We start from the raw sequence: 19,899 nt of genomic DNA, 5'->3' as shown, positions 1-19,899 counted from the left end.
CATGTCACGGCCCCGGAAGGCAGCAGAAGAAACACTCTTCCGTCTGCTGGCGCTCTACAAGCCTGTGCCCGGTGTTCCGGACGAGCTGCTCGACGCTGATGGCCGCATTCGACCGGTCTGGCAGAACTTCATCTCGCACCTTTCAGAGCATGATCCGGACATGCTTCGCCAGATGTTTTCGAGGGGCGATGCCTATCTCAGGAATTCTGGCGTTTTCTTGCGTCAGTACACGGAGGACCGCGCGACTGAGCGGCCATGGCCGCTTAGTCACATTCCCGTGCTCATCGATGCAAAGGAGTGGGAGGACATTTCCGGATCGCTGAAACAGCGTGCCGACCTTCTCGAGGCGGTGGCGGCTGATCTCTATGGTCCGAACCAGCTCGTCGCCGACGGCGCATTGCCCGGTAGGCTTATTGCCCAGAGTCCGGAGTGGATCCGGTCCCTCGTCGGCGTGAAGCCCCGCGGCGGCTATCATCTCAACTTTGTTGCGTTCGAGATCAGCCGCGGCCCTGACGGCAGATGGTGGGTGCTGAATGACAGGACGCAGGCGCCGTCAGGGGCAGGCTACGCGCTCGAAACCCGTGTTGCGACCTCGCGCATCTTTGCTGAGCATTATGCCGACGCAAAGGTGCATCGCCTCTCGGGGTTCTTCTCCGAGTTTCGCACCGCACTGCTGAACATGCGCACCTCGCAGGACGCACATGTGGCGATCCTGACCCCCGGTCCTTTCAGCGAGACTTACTTCGAACAATCCTATATCGCTCGCTATCTCGGCCTGCTCCTCGTAGAGGGCGAAGACCTCACCGTTCAGCAAGGCAAGGTCTTTGTGAGGACCGTATCGGGCCTTCAGCCCGTGGACGTTCTCTGGCGCAGACTGGATACGCTTTATGCCGACCCGCTAGAGCTTGATGAGGCTTCGCAGATTGGCACGGCCGGGCTGGTGGGTGCTGTTCGCCGAAGCAATGTGTCAGTCGTAAACGCTTTAGGTGCGGGCATACTTGAATCACGCGCACTGCTCGCATTCCTGCCCCGTATATCAAGACGTCTGGCAGGCAAGCCGCTTGAAATACCCAACATCGCAACTTGGTGGTGCGGTCAGCCGGCTGAGCGCGAGCATGTGGTTTCCAGGCTTGAGAATATGCTTATCGGGCCGGCGCTTTCGACGCGCCAGATGTTCGATCCGGACGAGTCCACCATTATGGGGAGCCAGCTTCGAAGGCAGGGGGTCGATTTCGCCAAACGACTGATCGATACTGAAGGTGAGCTTCTGGTCGGGCAGGAAACCGTGTCCTTCTCTACCTCACCGGCCTGGGTGGGTGACGCGCTCGTTCCGCGTCCCATGAGTCTTCGTGTCTTCATGGTCCGCACGGCAGACGGTTGGTGCGTCATGCCCGGCGGCTTTGCCCGGATCGGTATAGAGACGAATTCGAACGTTTTAAGCATGCAGGCGGGCAGTTCTGTTGCCGATGTCTGGATTGTCAGCGATGAGCCGGTCGACACGGTCACCCGCCTTGCGAGCGGGCAAGCGAAGGCACCGCGTGCGAAACAGGGGGCACTGCCGAGCAAGGCGGCTGAAAACCTGTACTGGCTCGCCCGCTACATGGAGCGGGCCGAAGGTTTTACGCGCCTGAACCGCGCCCGCCACGAACGGCTTGCCGAAGCCGCATCGCCGCAATCTCCGCTTCTGGTTCACCTCACTCGCTATTGCACTTTTATCGGTCTCGACACGCAGGTCTCCATTCCTCCAGCGCTGGAAGGTACGATCCGGTCTGCGCTACGCGCGGCCGAAAGCGTGCGCGACCGACTTTCGCCCGACGGTTGGGCCGCGATCAACCAGTTGAGCGACCGGCTGGATGATGCCCTGGCACACAATGTGGCGCCCGGAGATGGCGCGGCTCAGGAAATGGGCGTCCTGCTGCGGCAGTCGAGTGCCTTTACCGGCCTGTTGCAGGACAACATGTACCGCTTCACGGAGTGGCGCTTCCTCAGTCTGGGGAGGTCCCTTGAGCGTCTCATGTCGCTATCTTCCGCACTCGCGAGCTTTCTCGCCGACGACGCTCCGCTTGGCAGTCTCGATCTCGCGCTGGAATATGCAGACAGCTCTATTTCGCATCGGCGCCGATACGGGTTCCAGCCAAGCAGGCCATCGGTAGCGGAGCTGACCGCGCTTGATGAGCTGAACCCTCGCTCGCTCATCTTCCACCTCAGGGAGCTCGAGATGCAGATGCATCCTCTTGCTGACTTGATGAAAGCGGACGGAAGCGGGGAATTGCTTGGCGACTGCACAGCCCTGCGTGAAGCGTTTGAAGCGCTCTCCCCAGAGGACATCGACTCTGTTTATCTCGCTGGTTTCCGCAATAAGGTCGCGGCGATATCCGATAGTCTCACCCGCATATTCATGAGCTGAAGGCGCCCCTCTTATGCTCTATGATCTCAAACTCAGCATTGCGTATCGGTACGGCGGCATGGTGCTGACAGGTCGTCACCTGCTGCATCTCTGGCCTCTTGATCTGCCGGTCGTTCAGTCAGTGACCGGACAGGTTCTCACCGTTTCGCCTGAACCTGCCGAACGCAGTGGTTTTCGGGACTTCTTCGGCAACTGGACGAGCGAGGTCGTTTTCTCCGAGGCCCATCAGCGCTTCGAAGCCAGCCTCACCGCGCGCGTCGAGCGCCACATGAAGCCGCGGCCTCAGCTGGTATCGGCCAACCTTGAAACCATGCCGAACATTCTGAGCGGAATAAGAAATCTCACACCCGACTCACCGCTCCATTTCCTCGGAACCACACCGCGGATCCGTCCAAATTTCGTATTGCAGGATTATGTCCGGGACCTCGTTCCGCTGGACGCGTCGACACGTCATGTCGTGCACAGACTCGGCGAGCGTCTGCATGAGGAGATGACCTTCGATCCTTCGGCGACGTCGGTGGACACACGTCACGAAGATGCCTTTGCCGCGCGAAAGGGCGTTTGCCAGGATTTCAGCCATATCATGATCGCTGCGTTGCGAAGCGTGGGCATACCGTCTGGATATGTCAGCGGCTGCCTGCGCACCGAACCGCCGCCCGGAAAGCCGCGCCTTGAAGGGGCGGACGCCATGCATGCCTGGGTACGCGCCTGGTGCGGGCCGGAGCTTGGCTGGATCGAGTATGATCCGACGAATGCGTGCGAGGTTGCCACTAACCATATCGTGATCGCCTATGGCCGAGACTATTCGGACGTCTCACCTGTGAAGGGCGTGCTGAAGTCGGCTTCCGGGCAGGCCGGGTCACAGGCCGTCGATGTCGTGCCAGTCGAACAGGAAACACAGGACGCGGTTCTTGGTTAAGCAGTCCGGTTAAATGGCGTCGCTGCGTTTGCGGAAGGTTTAAACCCCGCCACGCTACCTTCATCGGCAATTGCTGCCTGGGAGGTTCGCCTCGTGAAAATGTCTCCAATCGTCTCGCTCGTTCTGTCACTCGTGTTTGGCGGCGCTGCCGTACTTGGCGCGCGCCTCTGGCTTGGCGGCGACAAGGATCCCGCACCAGCCGAAATGACTGAAGTGCAGCCGGTCGTCATCGAGACCCGCGACGTGCTCGTTGCCGTCCGGGACATCCCGCGCGGCGTGACGCTTGATCCGGCCTGGTTCGAGACAGAGGCAATACCTGTGACCGACGTTCCCCGCGGCGCTTTCGAAACGCGCGGCGACCTTGAAGAAACCGGACTTAAGCGCCCGACCCTGATCGAAATCGGCAGCGGCGAAATCCTGTCGGAAAAGATGCTGCTCGCGGTCGGCATGCGCGCCTCGCTCTCATCGAAGATACGCCCGGGCATGCGCGCTTATACGATCCAAATGAATGACGTTGCCGGCGTCGCTGGCTTCGTCCTGCCGGGCGACATGGTAGATATCATCTTCATGGCCAATGACGGCGCGGCCCTCGTTGATGACCAGCCCGTGCGCGCGGGCGGTGCGAGCGCAGAAGTCCTATTGCAGAATGTCGAAGTCATGGCGCTGGACCTCAACGATGATGTCGCCGGAAATGACCCGTCGCCATTCCGCACCGCAACGCTTGCCGTTACGCTTGAACAGGCCCAGACGCTCTCGGTCGCAGGCAAGTCCGGTACGCTTTCGCTGGCGCTTCGCGGCAGTGCAGACGACGCCTATGAGATGGCAGAAGCCGTGCGCCTGCGCTCACCAGCGCCCGCGCCGCGCCAGGTCGCAGCAGCGCCGCCAACTGCACCGCGTCCACCATCGGGCACGCAGGTCGCCATCATCCTGGGCGATCAGGAATCAACGGTCCGGGTCCCGTCCAGCCAGTAGTTTGGCGGCAAGTTTCCGCGCCCAACAGCCTATCTTGCGCTAGATCTAGCTTTCGCGTTTCATATTAGGCGCGACAAACTGGATGCATGCATGAGCGTCACACTCATCATCCTTTTCTGCCTTGGCGGCGTCCTTCTGGTCGCCGTCGTCAACGCAGCGTGGGCGGCGGAGAGGCGTGTACCCCAGCCAGCCTCCAGTGGCGTGACTAAGACATTGAGTACAGCGACTGAGACCAAGCCGACTACGCCAGCTCGTATGCCGGCCATGTCTGTAGATGAGCCTGTACTGACACACCCATCCACGCCCCTGCCTGTACATCTTTCAGAAACGCTGGAGGCAGAGCACTCGCCAATTGCGGCTGCGGCTCAGGTCACGACCTTTGAGTCTGAGGCAGGGCAGTTCACCTATGTTCAGTATACCGAAATCATGGTCGTGCGCCGCCGGGGCTGAACGCCCGGCTAAGGTGAAGCGAGCTACGCCGTTGCCGCCATCACTTCCATCATGCGAACCACGGCAGGCAGCATGAGCACCGTCAGCAGCGATGGAAACACGAACAGGATCAGCGGCACGACCAGCTTGGCCGGAAGCGCCAGCGCCTTTTCCTCCGCATAGAGCATCCGCTTCTCGCGCATGTCGGTCGCAAAGACGCGCAGCGTCTCACCCACACTTGTGCCGAGCTCTTCGGACTGGCGCAGCATGGTCGCGAGCGCCCGCGCTTCATCGAGGCCGAGGCGGTCTGCGAAATTCTTCCAGGCCTCGGTACGGGCCCGGCCTGCGCGCGTCTCGAGGTTCATGATCTTCAAATGGTCAGCGAGGTTCGGATAGCGTTGCGCCAATTCTTCGGAGACACGCTGGACCGCGCCGTCGAGGCTGAGGCCAGCCTCAACGCAGGCAACCATCAGGTCCATCATGTCCGGAAAGCCTTCGCGGTACTGGTCCTGCAGGCGCGAGAGCTTTTTATCGAGCATGAAGGATGGCGCGACGAAGCTGATGACTGCAAGGCCGCCTGAGGCAAGCATTAACCCATTGCCTGGCAGCATGTCGCCATAAAGCGGCCAGGTCGCGAGCAGCAGCAATTGTGGCACGATAAGCGCAATGAACCGGATACCGATGAAAAGGTAGGGCGCAGCCTTGGAGTAATACCCGGCCTTGAACAGGCGCGCGCGCAGCTTGCTCAGCGCTTCGGAGTTCGGATCGGAAAAGCGGCGGCCGATCTTCTCGATCAGCTGGTCGCGCTTCTGGCTGGCGGTCTGGGTCTGCGCACGAACCCGGCGGGCAGCGTCGCTCTCCAGCCTCTGAGCCATCTTCTTGCGGATCTTTAGCGCGTCAAACAGCTTGATAGCCAGCACGGCCAGTGCCGACAGGGTGACAATCGCGAGGATGGAAACAAGCGCGAAATTGGAGGTCTGAAGAAAGTTGATCGGCATCGCTCCCTCAGACCTTGAAACTGATCATCTTGCGCATGACGAGGTTGCCGATCGCCATCCAGACAAGGCAGCCGCCGAGACCATACTGGACAAGCTTTTCATTGATGACGCTGCCATAGAAGTGCGGGGTCAGCATGTGCATCGCACCCATCACGATGAAGGGAGCCGACGTCAGGATTAGCGCGGAGGCGCGCCCTTCCGATGAGGCAGCCTTGATCTTCAGGCGCATTTTCTGACGGGCGCGGACCGTCGATGCGTTGACCTTGAGCAGGCTGGCGAGATTGCCCCCGGTCCGCGCCTGCAGGCGTACCGTGGCGGCGAAGAGTTCGACGTCGGGCTGTTGTGTACGCTCAGCGAGCTTCTTCACCGCCTCTTCGAGGCTTGAGCCATAGGCAATTTCGTCAGCTGCCATGCCGAATTCGGACCCGATCGGGTCCGGCATTTCGCGCCCGACCAGCGAAACCGCGGTCGGTACCGGGTGGCCCGCTTCGAGGCTGCGGACGATGATTTCGAGCGCATCAGGCAATTGCTCGCCGAGCTCGCGATCACGCGCGGCGGCTTTCATCTTGAGGAAAAAGATCGGCAGGACCGTCGACGACAGAACACCTGCCGCAGGCGTCAGCATCAGATTAGCTGTGAAATAGTAGGTAGCAGCTGCTGCGACGACGCCGACAGCGAGCGCGATCATCGACCAAGTGACAGGATCATAAGCAAGTCCAGAGCGAGTCACGAGATCGTTGAACCAGCGAACCGCCAGACGCCCATTGCCCTCCTTGTCCTGCCCGCGCTGGCGGCGAAGCTCAATGATGAGGTCAGCGACGCTGGCCTGCTTTTCCTGCACGCGCAGGCGCCGGTTCAGCCGCGTCTTCTCAACCGCGCCCTGTCCAAAACCAAGGACCGACTGGGCGGCGAGAAAGGCTGAAGCGAAGGCCAGCACATAGATGACGACCGAAGTCTCCATCTATTTCCCCGGCACTTCGAGAAGCGGCTTGGACGGGTCGAAATACTCCATCGGCAGGTGCACGCCGCGCCGTTGCATCTCATCGAGGCATTTGGGGCGAAGGCCCGTGGCGCGGAACTCGCCGATCACTGTGCCATCCTCGCCGGTGCGAAGGCGGTTGAAGAGAAAGATGTCCTGCATCTGGATGATGTCGCCTTCCATGCCCGTCACTTCGGTCACATGGGTAATGCGGCGCGAACCGTCAGACAGGCGCTGGGCCTGGATGATGATACCGATAGCTGAAGAGATCTGCCCACGGACAGCTTCGGACGAGATGCGCAGCCCGCCCATCGCCACCATCTGCTCGAGACGGCTGATCGCCTCGCGCGGATTATTGGCGTGGATCGTCGCCATGGAGCCTTCATGGCCCGTGTTCATGGCCTGCAGCATGTCGAAAGCCTCTTCGGAACGCACCTCGCCAAGGATCACCCGGTCAGGACGCATACGAAGGGCGTTCTTCACCAGTTCGCGCTGGCGGATCTCACCCTTGCCCTCCAGGTTTGGCGGGCGCGTTTCCATGCGGGCGACGTGTGGCTGCTGCAGCTGAAGTTCCGCTGCGTCCTCAATGGTGATCAGGCGTTCCTTGTGGCTGATCGCCTTGGAGAGCGCATTCAGCAACGTCGTCTTGCCGGAACCCGTACCGCCGGAAATGATGCAGGTGACACGGCATTTCACGGCATTGAACAGAAACTCGGCGACCTCGTTCGGCATCGCGCCAAAGCCGATCAGCTTTTCAAGCGTCAGCGGCTTCTTTGAGAACTTCCTTATGGAAACAAGCGGACCGTCAATCGCGACAGGCTCCACAGCCGCGTTGACGCGCGAGCCATCGAGAAGACGCGCATCGACGAGCGGCTGGCTCTCATCGACACGGCGGCCGACGGCGGACACAATGCGCGAGACGATCCGGCGAAGGTGGGCATTGTCGCGGAACTTGGCCTCTGAGAGTTCAAGCTCACCGCGGCGCTCCACATAGACCTGCTTCGCGCCATTGATAAGGATATCCGAAATCGTCGGGTCTGCGAGAAGCGGCTCCAGCGGGCCGAGACCCGTCATCTCGTGATAGACTGAATCTGCAAAATCCAGCACTTCGGCCTGGTTCATCGGGATGCGCTCATCGCGCACAATCTCGGAAACCAGCCGGCCGACCTGCTTCTTCATTTCCACTTCGTCGAGCTTGTCGAGAACCGAGAGGTCCAACTCATCAATCAGCTTGTTGTGGACGCGCAGCTTGGCTTCGAGCAGGTCGAATGAGGCAGAGCCTGAGCTCTCTTCGGGCTCATCATCGGCCTCGTCAGCATCGTCAGCTGCAAAGAGCGGACCTTCATTCTTCGTCGCTTCATCCGCGCTCGCGTCTGGCGCTGCGGTTTCAGGCTCAAGCTTTTCGGCGGCGGAGCTATTGCGAGAGAGAAGGGAGAAGCGGGCCATCTAGGCTTTCTTTCTGCTCGGGGGTGACTGGACCATTGGGGCATTGCCTTCTTCGAGAAGGTCGATCAGGCGGCTGATATCCTTGGCGAGGCGATTGCCCGGCTTCGCTTCGCTGACGGCCTGACCGAAATTCACGGCGGCAAGCGCGGCTTCCCATTCCGACGAGATAGTTGCGAAGACGGGGCGGCCGATGGCTTCCTCGGCCTGCGACACGGTCACGGTGCCGCCAAACAGCTTCTTAGACATCCGGTTCAGCACGATGCGAGGTTGAACGATGCCTTCGGACGCGTCTTCGAGGTCCTCGGCGCGGTTGCGTGCGGCGTGGAGTGCCGGTACGGTAAGCTCGCTCATCACGATGTTTTCGTCAGCACCTGTCACGACAGATGCCATCCACGGCGAAGGCCAACGCGGCAGGTCGACGATCACATGATCATAGAGGCTGCAGGCAACCTCCAGCATCTTTAGGATCGATTCCGGCTTGATCGCATTCCACAGCCGGTGTGAGCGCGGCGCTGCCAGGAGATCGATACCGTTCTTGTGGTGTGTGATGAAGGCCTGAAGCAACGCCTCGTCGATCCGGTCCGCCGACTGGGTCAGCGCGCTCTGATTGAGGTTTGCCGGGCAGTTCAAATAGGACGCACACGCCCCATCGAAGAAGTCGAGATCGATGAGGCAGACCTTGCTGCGCGTCTCGCGCTGGCTGAGCTGGTAGGCGATTTCGACTGCCACCAGTGTCGCACCAGCACCGCCAACCGACGGCGTCACCGTCCAGCATTTGCCTGAGCTATCCGCCCCCGAACCGTCCTGCTTGCAGATAAGCTCCAGCGCCTCGATCAGCGACACTGGTGAAATCGGCGGCGGCAGCATGTCCCAGCGCTGCAGCGACATCAGCCGCTTTACCGCGAGGATCGGAATATTCTCACCGATTACAATGCCAGGCAGGCTCGGCGCGGTCTCCGAGACGCGGATCAGCAGTTCGACAAGGTCAAACTTACCGGCATTCTCCAGCACAAGCACGCCGCCGCGTTCAGCCTGGGCCGCTTCAAGCGCAGCGTCGGGGCTCGCATGGCTGGTCACGGTGACTGTCGGCAGGTTTGTGGTTGCGGCCACCAATGCCTCGTGCCCACCGGGCGCGAAGACGTGAAGGCGCACTGGCCCCGTCACCTGAAGCGGTGTGGCGCTCATGCCTACTCGCCTCCCATTCCCGGCACATAGCCAAGATCAGGGCGTGAGGCCTGAGCCACAGGCTGCGCTGCTGCAGCGGAAGGCGTCAGAAGTGTGCCAGTGCCAACAGACGCGCGGCTTGGACCATTGTCGTGGCTAAGGTTTCCCAGCAGCAGGCGCTCTGCTTCCGATGGCATTGGATTATTCGTGAGTGGATCCGGAATTCGCGTACCCGCTGGCGTCGGCAGGACAAGGCGCGGCGTGATGATGATGATGAGCTCTGTCTCATTCTCGCGGAAACGGTTCGAGCGAAAGAGTGCGCCAAGCACAGGCACATCGCCCAGCCACGGCGTCTGAACCGAGGTCGTGTCCACCGTGTTCTGGATCAGGCCAGCAATCGCAAAGCTTTCGCCATCAGCAAGCTCAATGATCGTGTTGGCGCGGCGAACGCTCAGCGCCGGGATCTCGACGCTCGCAAGACGAACAGAGTTGCGCGGATCGAGCTGGCTCACTTCCGGGCTGACTTCGAGGCTCATCTTGTTGTTCGACAGGATGCGCGGCGTGAATTCGAGGCTCACGCCGAACTCACGGAACTCAATGCTGATCGTGTCTTCATCGGCGGCGACCGGCACGGGAAACTCCCCGCCCGCGAGGAAACTCGCCGTCTCACCAGAGCGGGCGACGAGGTTCGGTTCGGCCAGCGTGCGAATGACGCCGCGTTCTTCCAGCGCTTCAAGGAAGAAGTCGATATTCACCCCACCAGACGCGCCAAGCAGGCTGAGAATGGATTTTGGCGCGCCGCCGGAGAGAAGCTCCGAGCCGGTCGCGAACAGGAAATCACCCGCACGGCTGACTTCACCGCCAATGCCAAGCTCTTTCACGTCTTCACGCGACGCTTCGACGAAACGCACTTCCAGCATCACCTGCTGCGGACTGTTCACGTCGAGCGCATCGATCACCGCATCGGGCGCATAGCTTGCCGCGATCTGCATGATCTCGGCTGCCGTTTCATCATCCGGCACATTGCCGCGCACATGAAGGCGCTGGGCCACGGTGCGAAGGTCGAGGCTGATGTCAGGGAAAAGGGCTGCAATGTCGCTCTGGATGGCGCCCAGATCATGTTCGACGCGCACATCGATAATTTCGATCAGGTCGCCATCATCATCATAGACCAGGATATTGGTCGAGCCGATTGTGCGTCCACGGACATAAAGGCGGTTGTCTGAGGTCGGCGCAGCGTCAGCAATCTCTGGCTGGGAGATGGCAATGCGTGCGAACGGGCGGCCAACGGCGATGGGGGTCGACCGGTTCACGACGACAGTCAGATCGGTCTGCGCCGGACCTGCGGGCGATGTAGCCGCATGGTAGACGGCACTACCGGTCTGACGAGGCGCGGGGTCGGCAATCGCAGCTGATGCGGAGAACCCGCAGAACAGGAGAGCGACGGAAATTGCCTGCAGGACGGAGGACGTCATTCTGACCCTCATTGCTACTTACTGGGGCCCGCATTTTCGCAGGCGTTCAGTAAGCAAGCCTAAGAGCGAGACTTGAAGTCCGGCTGAAACGCGCCCGGCAAACTTGAAGAAAATTTGCCATATCCTGATGAAGTTGTGTCAGGATTTTCGCGCATTCCTTGGGTCACGCAGGTTTCGCAGGTCCGACCCAGACCTGTTGGGCATTCACGAATTCAAGGATGCCGTGCGGCCCCAGTTCGCGCCCAAGACCCGATGCCTTTGTGCCGCCGCTTGGCAGTCGAGGGTCTGTCTTCACGATGCCGTTGACGCTGACCTGACCAGTATCGAGCAAGCTCGCCATCGCCTCCCCGCGGCTGGTCTCTGTCCAGATACTCGCCGCAAGGCCGTAGCGCGTGTCGTTCGCCAGCTCTACGGCATGGTCTGCGTCCCGCGCCTTTACCAGCACACCAACCGGCCCGAACGTCTCCTCATTGAAGGCGCACATGTCCGGCGTGACATTCGACAGGAGCGTCACCGGATAGAAATAGCCATTGCCGCTCGGCAACTCACCGCCAAGCACACAGTCCGCGCCCTGTTTGATCGTCTCCTGAACCTGCCGGTGCAGCTCATCTCTCAGGTCCGGGCGTGCAATCGGGCCTACATCCGTCTCGCCCTCTCGCGGATCACCCAGCTTCAGCGCCGCAAGCTTCTCCTTCATCAGCGCTTCGACTTTGTCGTAGACGCTCTCCTCAACGATGATCCGCTTGGCCGCAATGCAGGACTGGCCTGCATTGATGATGCGCGACAGCGTCAGCACGTCCGTCGCCTTGTCGAGGTCGGCATCGGCCAGAACGATGGAGGGATCAGACCCGCCAAGCTCCAGCACTGCAGGCTTGATCGCTGACCCGGCAATCCCGGCAACGGCAGACCCGCCGCGCGAAGAGCCGGTAAAGGACACGCCGCGAATTCTGTCATCGCGGATCACCGCTTCGACGTTCGGCGTCTCCAGATAAAGCGCCTGAAACAGTCCCTCAGGTGCGCCCGCCTCGCGGAAGCAGGTCTCAATGGCTTCGGCACAGCCCGGCACATGCGGGTCATGCTTCATCAGGCAGGAATTTCCCGCCATCAGGGCAGGGGCTGCAAACCGGAAAGCGAGCCAGAAAGGCGCATTCCAGGGCAGGATTCCGAGAATGGGGCCAATCGGCAGGTGCTGCACATAGGAGAGGCTCGCATCGGACTCCAGAACCTGGCGAGAGAGATAGCCTTCGGCATGGTCGGCATAATGCTCTGCGCACCAGGCTGACTTCTCGACTTCGCCGCGACCTTCCTTGATCGGCTTGCCCATTTCTTCGGTCATGATGGGGGCTAGCGTCTCGACATGTTCGCGCATATGGGCCGCGACAGCTTTGAGCAGCTTTGCGCGTTCCTCATAGGATTTGGTCTTCCACTCATGGAAGGCGGCCAGCGACGCTTCGATCTTGGCGTTGATGTCTGCCTCGCTGTCGAGCGCAACTTCACGAACGGTCTCGCCGGTCGCCGGATTGACGGCTTTCAGCATGGATATCTCCTGATCTCAGATGTGTAACAGGCGCTAGCTCGCCGGTTGAGCCTGCTCGCCATTGGCTTTCTTTGCGGCTGGCGCGGCAGGCTTTCCCGTGCCGGGTTTCAGCGTGAACTCTTCGGGCAGGGAAAAGAAGCTTTCGCAGCCGGTTTCAGTCACATAGAAAGTGTCGGATATGCCGACCGTCTTGTCGCCGTCCACACCCCAGACCCATGGAATGATGTGGAAGGTCATGCCTTCCTTCAGGATCTGCGGGTCACCCTGCATCAGCGACAGGATATAGCCTTCATCCCAGCTCGGCGGGAAAGCGATGCCGATCGAATAGCCAGAGCGGGTGATGAGTGACCCACCATGCGACCCGGCCGAGATGATATCGCGTACGATCTTGTCTGCGTCCGAAACCGTAAGGCCCGGCTGGACCCGGTCCCGCAGCTCAAGCAGCGCTTTTTGCATCTGCTCTTCTGCGCTGCGCATGGATGGCGAAAGTTCATCCTGCATCACGATCGTGCGCATCATGGCGGTGTGATAGCGCCTGTAGCAGCCGCCCACCTCAAGGAAGACATGCTCGCCTTCCTGAACCGTACGGCCCTCCCAAGTCGCATGCCCGATCATGGAGCGAGGTCCCGAGGTAACATAGGGCATGACAGCGGGTGGCTCGCCGCCAGCTTCGAACATGGCCGCCGAGATCGCCGCGCCAATCTCATTCTCAGTGACGCCGGGTTTCGCGATCTCGATGCCGGCCTTCATGCCCGCTTCGGTCGCGCGGGCGGCCCTCTTCATGATCTCGATTTCGTGCTTCGACTTACAGACGCGGCCTTCCTCTACGATGCCGAAACAATCCAGCAGACGGCCGCCCGTATAGGCCGAGTGGAAGCGGTCCTGCTGGTAGGCTGGCAGGAAGTATGAATTGCGCTCGTAGCCGACCGTTGAATTATAGAGTCCGGCCTCACGAAGCGCCTCAATCAGGCGCTGGATGGCGTCACCATTATCGGCATAGGGCCTTGTTTTCTCGACCCATGTGCGGGCATGGACGTTCGACTCTTCCATGTTCCGCGTGACCATGAAGCAGTCGTCGTCCAGCGGCACCACCAGTGCCTGGAAGAATGAGTACCCCGTCGTCTGATAGTCAGTGAGGTACATAATGTTTTCAGGGTCGGAAATCACCACCGCATCAAGTCGGCGGCTTCTCATCCGGTCGCGTAGGTCTTCCAGCCGGCGAGCATACTCTTCCGGCGGGAACGTCATATCATCGCGATGTCTCATGCGCGCACCAGAGCGGCTTCCATGGCCGCCTCCATGATGTCGAGGCCTTCATTGAGGTCAGCATCGTCAATCGTCAGCGGAGGGATCAGCTTGGCCACCCGGCCTTCGCTGCCACAACCGCCGAGAAGCAGCCCGTTCTCGAAGCATTCGGCGACGACCTTCTTGGCGTATGCGCCATCTTTCGTATCGAGGCCCTGCATCATGCCCTTGCCGCGCACCTCCATGCCAGAGCGTGCCATCTTCTTCAGGCGGCTTTCCATGATCTCGCCCTTGCGGCGGACGTCGGCCATGAAGTTGTCATCCTTGAAATAGTCCATGGCGACCATGCCCGCGATGAAGGAGATACCCTGTCCGCGGAACGTGCCCGTATGCTCGCCCGGCGACCAGTGCTTGTCGAATTCCGGCTTGTTCAGATTCATGGCAAGCGGCGTACCGAAGCCGCCAATGCCCTTGGCCAGCGTGATGATGTCCGGGTCGAGGTCCATGCCGTCAAAGCTGAAATATGAACCTGTGCGCCCACACCCGGCCTGGATATCATCCAGAATGAATAGCGCGCCGCGATCCTTTGCAAACTTGCGGATCGCTTTCAGCCATTCCGCGTCGGCGACATTCACGCCGCCTTCGGCCTGGATAGGCTCAACCAGGATCGCTGCTGGAGGTTCGTAGCCAGACGAGGGGTCTGCATAGACTTCCTCCATACCTTCCAGCGGGTGGCCGAATGGCAGGCGCTCGACATGGTTCAGCGGCACGCCTGCCGCGTTACGGAAATAGGCATTTGCCGTGGCCGCGAGCGCGCCAAGCGTCATGCCATGAAAGCCATTGGTGAAGGCGATGACCTGCTTGCGGCCGGTCGCGCGGCGCGCAAGTTTCAGGGCGGCTTCGACAGCGTTGGTACCGGTCGGCCCGGTGAACTGCATCCGGTAGTCCCAGCCGCGCGGCTCGAGGATCGTCTCGGTGAAGGCCTTGATGAAGTCACGCTTGGTGGTCGTCATCATGTCGAGGCTATGGGGAATGCCATCGGCCTCGATGAATTTGATGATGGCCTCTTTCATGCGAGGGTTATTATGTCCGAAGTTCAGGACGCCTGCGCCACCAAAGAAGTCGATATATGACTTGCCGGCCTCATCGGTCTGGCGGGCATTGGACGCGGACTTGAACACGGTGGGGTAAGTCCGTGCGTAGCCCCTGACATTCGATTCCCAGCGCTCAAACAGGTCCATGACGGTCTCTCCTCGGATTCGTGTTCAGGGTTAGTCGTTCAGATAAGTGGCTTGGTCGGGTAGGGGCGCGCCGGCGAGACGCGCATAGATGCGGGTCACAATCGGCAGCAGCCTGTCATTGAAATCGTATCTGGGGGAATGGCACGGCTCGTGATGGCCCTTGCCGTCATCGGCACCAATCAGGGCGAAGGCACCTGGTATTTCTTTGAGATAATAAGAGAAGTCTTCCGACGCCATGATCGGCACCGGGATCTGGTCGAAATGCCAGGCTTCGCCCAAATCTGCTGCGATCGCTTCACGCATGTGGGCCGCTTCAGACGGGTGATTTACGGTTGCGTCGTAACGAGGGAAAACCTCCACGTCCGCCTCGACCCCGTACGCTTTGGCCTGCGAAACAGTAATTTCCCTGATGAGACCTTCTATGAGTGGCCGGTCATTGGCATTGGCCAGACGGATGCTGCCGGCCATTTTCGCACTGTCTGGGATGACGGTCTCACCGCTGGGGGCCTCGATGGAGGTCACGCTGACAACGGCGGCATTTTGCGGCGTAATTCGGCGCGAAATGATCTGCTGCAAAGCCATGGTGACGGCAGAGGCGGCCAGAACGGGGTCGCGCGTGTTTTCAGGCTGGCTCGCATGGCCGCCTGCGCCGCGCAGCGTGATCCGGAATGTCCCATTGCCCGCCATGACGGCGCCGTCGGGACAAACTGCTTTGCCGAAAGGAATAGCCGGCCAGTTATGCCAGCCGAAGATGCAGTCGAGCCCTTCAAGCGCGCCGTCTTCAATCATCTTCTTTGCGCCATGCCCGCCTTCTTCGGCAGGCTGGAAGAGCAGGGTGACAGGGCCAGGCAGGCTCGCTTCATGGCGTTTCAGCCAGGCGGCGGTCGACATCAGCGCGGCCGCGTGACCGTCATGTCCGCACGCGTGCATACATCCAGTGTGGGAAGAGCTGTAATCGAGACCCGTCGCCTCATTGATTGGAAGGGCATCAATATCGGCACGCAAGCCGACATGTCTGCCGGGCGCAGTCGCGGCCAGAGTTGCAACGGTACCGGTCCCCGCGCAGACGCGGTAGGAAATGCCCATAGCATCAAGCGACGCACGAATGACTTCGGACGTATCTATTTCCTGCCAGGGAAGTTCTGGGTGTCGATGGAGGTCTCGACGAAAATCGGTAGAGGCCGCAACCAGTGTCGGCCAGTCCGCCTGCATCCCTCGGGGCAAGGTGAAGCCTTGTCTCGACATACAGTGACCGTACGCATTGCGGGCTTCACTGCAATGGGGCGGCTGCTCACAAGCTAAAATTCAGACCGCTGCCCGAATATCGCGCAGTCCTAAGCTTTTGCTTTCCGGTCAGCTGCCTGCAACAATTGCATGAATTCATCTGGGACAGATTTCTCGGAAACGCGATCATAGGTGCGCTTCAGCCCAGCAGACATGGCATTGCGAAATGCACGTCGGGCGTGGCGCTCCTCGGCGCTAGCCTGCGTTGATCGCTTATGCTCGTGTCTGTCAGTCATAATTCTGTCTCGTTGCTCAACCTGTAAACAAACAGACGTGCCGAGCGTTCCGATTTTCTAGCTGTGCAATGGTTAACATTCCGCAGTGATGCGTTGACGTTGCTTGCGCGCAACACGCGCGATTGGTGCGCCATTGGACCTGTTTGCGCGCTTTCCTGGTCGTGGAAAACAGCTGCTGAATTGCTTTTACTGATTGCGTGTTCCTGCTATGTTCCGCGCATGGGAAAGCGTACTCTGATTGACCGTCTGGCCATCCTCGCGGATGCCGCCAAGTATGATGCATCTTGCGCGTCCTCCGGGTCGGCCAAGAGAAATTCACTTTCTACCAATGGGATAGGTTCGACCGAAGGGATGGGCATCTGTCATGCCTATGCGCCTGACGGACGATGCATTTCCTTGCTGAAGATCCTTATGACGAATTTCTGCATCTATGACTGCAAGTATTGCATCAACCGGGTGTCGAGCAATGTGGAGCGGGCGCGTTTCAGCGTCGACGAAATCGTCAAGCTGACGCTCGATTTCTACAAGCGCAATTATATCGAAGGCCTGTTTCTCTCCTCCGGCATCATCCGCTCATCAAACTATACGATGGAGCAGATGGTCGAGGTCGCTCGTAAGCTGCGGGTGGAGCATAATTTTGGCGGCTACATCCACCTCAAATCCATTCCCGAGGCGGACCCGGCCCTGATTGAGCAGGCCGGGCTGCACGCTGACCGCCTCTCCATCAATATCGAACTGCCCCGCGAAGCTTCGCTCAAATCCTATGCGCCAGAAAAGTCAGGCGCCGTGATCCGCTCTGCCATGGCAAATGTCCGTCACGGCATCGAGTCGCGTCAGCCCGACCGCAAGGAGAGAGGCAAGGCGCGCCCGCCGCGCTTCGTTCCCGGCGGGCAGTCGACGCAGATGATCGTCGGCGCGGACCAGTCCTCCGACAATGACATCATGACGACCAGCGCCTCGCTCTATTCCGGCTACAAGCTCCGCCGCGTCTATTATTCGGCATTCAGCCCCATTCAGGACAGCTCTGGCGACCTGCCGCTCATCAAGCCGCCGCTGATGAGAGAACACCGCCTGTATCAGGCTGACTGGCTGATGCGTTTTTACGGCTTCGAGAAGGATGAGATTTTTGAGGCCCGCCGCGATGGTATGCTCGACTTGGAGCTTGACCCGAAACTGGCCTGGGCGCTGGAGAGGCGGGAACGCTTTCCCGTCAATGTGAACCGCGCGAGCCGCGAAGACTTGCTGCGTGTGCCCGGCTTCGGGACCAAGTCGGTGAACCGTATCCTCTCTGCACGCCGACACACAACGCTGCGGCTCGACCATATCGCGCGTATCGTGCGGTCGCTGAAAACTTGCCGCGACTTTATCGAAACCGTAGACTGGCACCCGTCCCGCGCGCTCGATCTTGTGACTTTGCGCGACAGGTTCGTGCCGCAACCCCAGCAGCTTCAGCTTTTCTGATGCACCATGTCAGCCTGTCTTCCGAAACGGACTTCGATGGGTGGCGCGATGCTGCCCGGCGTCTGGCAGGGCAGGGCGTGCCGCCTGCCGACATCCATTGGTCGGGTAGCACCGCTGGTGGCGATGATCTTTTCGCCGCTGCCGCCAGCGCGCCTGAACCTGCCGTGCCCGACCATTCAGCGCCGCGAGAAGTCAAAGTCCCCAAAGCCTTCATCGACATGGCCAAGCGGGTCATCTGCCACCGCGACCCGGCCCGCTTTGCCTGGCTCTACCAGCTTCTCTGGGATCTGCAGTCCAATCGCGCAGCCCTCACTGACCCGCTGAATGATGCGGTGCGCTGGGTCAAAGGCGCCGACAAGCAGATCCGCCGTGATGTTCACAAGATGCACGCCTTCGTCCGCTTCCGCAAAGTTGGGGAACGCGATGGCCGTGAAGTCTTCATGAGCTGGTTTGAACCGGACAACCGCATTGTCGGTCTGACCGCTCCTTTCTTCATGCGCCGTTTTACCGGCATGGACTGGACGATCCTGACGCCGGACGCCTGCGCCAGCTGGGATGGCAAGAAGCTGACCTTTGCGGCGGGCGCTGACCGCTCACAGATGCCGGCAGAGGACGCGATCGAGGACCAGTGGCGCACTTATTACGCCTCCATCTTCAATCCGGCCCGGCTCAAGGTTGACGCCATGCTGTCGGAAATGCCCGCAAAATACTGGAAGAATTTGCCTGAGGCAGAGCTCATTCCGGACCTCATCCGCCAGTCGTCACAGCGCACCGGTGCGCTCCTCTCGGCGCCCTCGACAGACGCCAACATCCGAAGCTCACGCATGTCGAACTTCTTCGCCGAAGAAGAGGCGATAGAGATCAACTCGCTTGATGATGCGCGCCGCGCAGCGTCGAAATGTGATCGCTGCCCGATCCATGAATGCGCCAGCCAGACCATATTTGGTGAGGGACCGGCAGATGCCCGCCTGATGATCATTGGCGAACAGCCCGGCGACCGGGAGGACATCGCGGGCAAACCCTTTGTCGGTCCGGCCGGTCAGCTGTTTGACAAGGCGATGAACGAAGCGAATGTGGAGCGGCGCAAGGCTTATATCACCAATGCGGTGAAGCACTTCAAATTCACCCCGCGCGGGAAGCGGCGGATGCATCAAAAGCCGAACGCTGGCGAGATCGATACCTGCCGTTTCTGGCTGGATCTGGAGCGTAAATTCGTCGCGCCGGACATCATCGTAACGATGGGGGCGACCGCGCTGCGCGGCGTGTTCGGCAAGGCGGTCGCCCTGAAAGATATGCGCGGGGCGCTGACGCAGCTCGATAATGGCACCCGCCTCATCGCGACCATCCACCCGTCCTACCTTCTACGCCTGCCCGACAGGCAGCGGGCGGCCGAAGAATATGACAGGTTCGTCGATGACCTCGCCCGCGCGCGCTCTTTGCTGCTGTCGGATGCGGCCTGAGGCCTAGCCTCCACCGAAGAAGGACGCGAATTTGTCCCATGGCACAAAGGCGATTGTCAAAGCCGTGGTGATAGCTGCCAGTACGTAGCCGATCAGCATCAGCACGCCATCGCGTGCCATGATGGCGAGGCCGTACAGCGTGATTGCGGCGCCTGGGGCGGCCACGGCAAATGGGACAAGTTCCAGCGGGATCATAAGGAGCGCGAGGAAGATGATGATGATAGCAGAGGCATAGACCGCCCACTCACCGGTCAACATCGTGATGCGCTCAGACACGAGCCCGTCAATACGTTTCAGCCAGGGTTTTGCCTTCTTGTCTGCCGCTTCCAGCTTGTCCTTGGATATCGAGCGCTTTTCGATGAAACCGGGGACCCAGATCCGCTTCGCGCCAAAGACGATTTGAACGGTGAAAAGGATGATGACGAGGCCAACGATCATCGGCAGGCCCGGGACCGCGCCGAGGGGCGGGACTGTGACGAGCATGCCAAGAAGGACGATGATCGGCCCGAATGAGCGCGATCCAAACAGGTCCAGAATGTCGCCGAATGTTACCTTGTCGCCATCTACTTCCTTGATAGCCCTCTCGAGGACATTCTCGAGGGGGTTATCCCGCGATGCTGTGTCTGCCATCGGGGTACGTCCCTTT

Annotated in this window: 17 protein-coding genes; 6 read left to right on the top strand and 11 right to left on the bottom strand. The window is 60.3% G+C overall.

The annotated features are described in order from the left end of the window. The first annotated feature begins 1 nt into the window (after window position 1). The 4 genes from O4G74_RS08675 to O4G74_RS08660 all read left to right on the top strand — a co-directional run bounded on the left by O4G74_RS08675 (window position 2) and on the right by O4G74_RS08660 (window position 4,748). Window positions 2–2,407, top strand: coding sequence for a circularly permuted type 2 ATP-grasp protein (locus O4G74_RS08675; RefSeq protein ID WP_269402242.1), 2,406 nt, complete (start codon window positions 2–4; stop codon window positions 2,405–2,407). Window positions 2,408–2,420: 13 nt separating this feature from the next. Continuing rightward, entirely contained in the window at window positions 2,421–3,326 is a 906-nt protein-coding gene (locus tag O4G74_RS08670; RefSeq protein ID WP_269402241.1) for a transglutaminase family protein, read from the top strand. A 99-nt stretch (window positions 3,327–3,425) separates the two neighbouring features. Continuing rightward, window positions 3,426–4,298, top strand: coding sequence for a Flp pilus assembly protein CpaB (gene cpaB / locus O4G74_RS08665; protein WP_269402330.1), 873 nt, complete (start codon window positions 3,426–3,428; stop codon window positions 4,296–4,298). A gap of 90 nt (window positions 4,299–4,388) precedes the next feature. Further along, window positions 4,389–4,748, top strand: a complete 360-nt coding sequence (locus tag O4G74_RS08660) for a hypothetical protein (RefSeq protein ID WP_269402240.1) — start codon at window positions 4,389–4,391, stop codon at window positions 4,746–4,748. Window positions 4,749–4,771: 23 nt separating this feature from the next. Here O4G74_RS08660 and O4G74_RS08655 read toward each other — a convergent pair whose 3' ends face one another. From O4G74_RS08655 to O4G74_RS08610, 10 genes are all read right to left on the bottom strand, one after another. Then, a complete protein-coding gene (locus O4G74_RS08655; RefSeq protein WP_269402239.1) occupies window positions 4,772–5,725 on the bottom strand; it encodes a type II secretion system F family protein in 954 nt (317 codons plus the stop codon). A gap of 7 nt (window positions 5,726–5,732) precedes the next feature. Beyond that, window positions 5,733–6,686, bottom strand: coding sequence for a type II secretion system F family protein (locus O4G74_RS08650; RefSeq protein WP_269402238.1), 954 nt, complete (start codon window positions 6,684–6,686; stop codon window positions 5,733–5,735). Beyond that, complete coding sequence (locus tag O4G74_RS08645; protein WP_269402237.1) at window positions 6,687–8,150, bottom strand: CpaF family protein; 1,464 nt, start codon at window positions 8,148–8,150, stop codon at window positions 6,687–6,689. Next, window positions 8,151–9,335: an AAA family ATPase gene (locus tag O4G74_RS08640; protein ID WP_269402236.1), complete on the bottom strand. Its 1,185-nt coding sequence runs from the start codon at window positions 9,333–9,335 to the stop codon at window positions 8,151–8,153. It abuts the gene before it with no gap. 2 nt (window positions 9,336–9,337) lie between these two features. Then, the gene (locus O4G74_RS08635; protein ID WP_269402235.1) at window positions 9,338–10,789 is read right to left on the bottom strand and encodes a type II and III secretion system protein family protein; all 1,452 of its coding nucleotides are present in this window, start codon (window positions 10,787–10,789) and stop codon (window positions 9,338–9,340) included. 163 nt (window positions 10,790–10,952) lie between these two features. Next, complete coding sequence (locus tag O4G74_RS08630) at window positions 10,953–12,326, bottom strand: NAD-dependent succinate-semialdehyde dehydrogenase (protein ID WP_269402234.1); 1,374 nt, start codon at window positions 12,324–12,326, stop codon at window positions 10,953–10,955. Between the two features lie 33 nt (window positions 12,327–12,359). Continuing rightward, window positions 12,360–13,592: an ectoine hydrolase gene (gene doeA / locus O4G74_RS08625; protein ID WP_269402233.1), complete on the bottom strand. Its 1,233-nt coding sequence runs from the start codon at window positions 13,590–13,592 to the stop codon at window positions 12,360–12,362. After that, on the bottom strand, window positions 13,589–14,812 hold the full coding sequence (locus O4G74_RS08620) for an aspartate aminotransferase family protein (protein WP_269402232.1): 1,224 nt from the start codon (window positions 14,810–14,812) through the stop codon (window positions 13,589–13,591). The genes doeA and O4G74_RS08620 overlap by 4 nt, the downstream gene beginning before the upstream one ends. A gap of 30 nt (window positions 14,813–14,842) precedes the next feature. Next, window positions 14,843–16,057, bottom strand: coding sequence for a N(2)-acetyl-L-2,4-diaminobutanoate deacetylase DoeB2 (gene doeB2, locus O4G74_RS08615; RefSeq protein WP_269402231.1), 1,215 nt, complete (start codon window positions 16,055–16,057; stop codon window positions 14,843–14,845). 89 nt (window positions 16,058–16,146) lie between these two features. Further along, window positions 16,147–16,332 carry a NepR family anti-sigma factor gene (locus O4G74_RS08610; protein ID WP_269402230.1) on the bottom strand — a complete coding sequence of 62 codons (186 nt, stop codon included), beginning with the start codon at window positions 16,330–16,332 and terminating at the stop codon, window positions 16,147–16,149. Window positions 16,333–16,551: 219 nt separating this feature from the next. Here O4G74_RS08610 and O4G74_RS08605 point away from each other — a divergent pair, with 219 nt between their 5' ends. Together O4G74_RS08605 and O4G74_RS08600 are read left to right on the top strand one after the other, a co-directional pair. Next, window positions 16,552–17,793, top strand: a complete 1,242-nt coding sequence (locus O4G74_RS08605; protein ID WP_269402229.1) for a putative DNA modification/repair radical SAM protein — start codon at window positions 16,552–16,554, stop codon at window positions 17,791–17,793. Then, entirely contained in the window at window positions 17,793–19,253 is a 1,461-nt protein-coding gene (locus O4G74_RS08600; protein ID WP_269402228.1) for a UdgX family uracil-DNA binding protein, read from the top strand. The genes O4G74_RS08605 and O4G74_RS08600 overlap by 1 nt, the downstream gene beginning before the upstream one ends. A 3-nt stretch (window positions 19,254–19,256) precedes the next feature. Here the strand turns inward: O4G74_RS08600 and O4G74_RS08595 are convergent, their stop codons facing one another. Beyond that, window positions 19,257–19,883, bottom strand: a complete 627-nt coding sequence (locus O4G74_RS08595) for an exopolysaccharide biosynthesis protein (protein ID WP_269402227.1) — start codon at window positions 19,881–19,883, stop codon at window positions 19,257–19,259. Window positions 19,884–19,899: the final 16 nt, after the last annotated feature.

Source organism: Henriciella marina, assembly GCF_027213945.1.
Classification (GTDB): domain Bacteria; phylum Pseudomonadota; class Alphaproteobacteria; order Caulobacterales; family Hyphomonadaceae; genus Henriciella; species Henriciella marina_A.
This window is presented reverse-complemented; position numbering and strand designations above follow the sequence as displayed.